The organism is Corynebacterium drakensteinense (assembly GCF_041224285.1).
Classification (GTDB): Bacteria; Actinomycetota; Actinomycetes; order Mycobacteriales; family Mycobacteriaceae; genus Corynebacterium.
In genome coordinates this window covers 1-1,445 of sequence record NZ_JAXOFP010000036.1, presented here as the reverse complement: position 1 = coordinate 1,445, position 1,445 = coordinate 1, and the positions used below count along the sequence as shown (strand labels likewise).

Here is a 1,445-nt window from a genome sequence, read left to right as displayed (position 1 = left end):
GGGGATGCGGACGAAATCTTGGAGAGATTTTCCGCATGACTAATATTCGATACACGAATGCGCAACGACTTAAAGCGTTAGAAGTATTCGACAGGACTCAATCTGCCACCAAGACCGTCCGCGAATTGGGTTACCCAGGCCGTTGGACACTCCACCGCTGGATTAGACAGCGATCTGAACCACCATCTCCTCCTATTCGACGGACAACGCTAAAACGCTACCCGTTGACGACCAAGCTTAAAGCCGTCGAGCTTTTCAACTCCGGGATGTCTCCTGATGCCGTTGCAGTAAAACTGTCGCTGAACTCGAAAATGAGCGTCTATGCTTGGGCCCAACGATTCCGTGAGGAAGGAAAGTGGGGCTTGATGAGCGCAACTGAACGCAAACAGTCAGCTGGCATCGTCACGCATAAAGCCTTGGAAAGCTCACTTCCAGACGATGCCATAGAACTGAAGAAACTGGCAGCAAGGCTATCAGCAGAAAAGGCCGTGCTAGAAAAAGAGCTGGAAGAAATAAAAAAAGACGACAGCATCGACCCAACCAATCTCAGTAACAGAGTCAAAACTATTGTGGTCGATGCGTTACGGTCTGCTTTTCCGATTTCACTACTGCTTGACATCGTCGAGCTATCGTCGTCGAGCTTCTATTATCAGCTCAAAGCTTTGAAGAGTCCTTCAAAGTATGCGCAGCTGACCGAAAAAATTACCGAAATCGTCAAAGAGTCCGGATTCAGCTATGGCTATCGTCGCGTGTGGATGCAATTGAAGCAATTGGGAATTACGGTCAGCGAGAAAGTTGTGCGTCGAATCATTTCTACCGAGGGGCTCACGGTGCGCTATGTGAAGAAAAGGCGTCGTTATTCGTCGTATCGCGGGGAGATTTCAGATGCCCCACCAAACTTGGTGAAACGGAATTTTCATGCTGATAAGCCTGGGCTGCTGTGGTTGACGGATATTTCAGAGTTTCCTGCTGATGACGGGAAAATCTACTTTTCAGCGTTGGTGGATTGTTTCGACGGAAAGATCGTGGGAGCAACAACGAGTTACCATCCCACTCAGCAGCTTGCAGACGGCTGCTTAGTGCAGGCGATTGACAATGATGCGCCTGCTGATCCGACAAGTTTAGTGATCCATTCCGATCGGGGTTGTCATTATCGAGGTAATAGTTGGATCCAAGCCTCCCATGACATTGGTTTTGTTCGTTCAATGTCGAAGAAAGGGTGCTCACCTGATAATTCGGCGTGCGAGGGTTTGTTCGGTCGAATGAAAAATGAGATGTTCTATGGGCGTAAATGGCGCCATCGTGAGGAATTAGACAAAGCGATTCATGAGTATGTCGAGTTCTATAACGAACGAAGAATCAAGCTTGAGTTCGGTGGATTAAGTATTAATCAGCGTCGGCGCAAGCTGTTACTCTGAATATTCCTAAAAAATGTCCGCATCCCC

Annotated in this window: 1 protein-coding gene; it reads left to right on the top strand. The window is 48.2% G+C overall.

Annotation, left to right across the window (positions count from 1 at the left end; translation table 11 throughout):
* Window positions 1-35: 35 nt before the first annotated feature.
* Window positions 36-1,418 (top strand): IS3 family transposase, encoded by a 1,383-nt coding sequence (locus U1140_RS11345; protein ID WP_369847961.1) that lies wholly within the window; start codon window positions 36-38, stop codon window positions 1,416-1,418.
* Window positions 1,419-1,445: the final 27 nt, after the last annotated feature.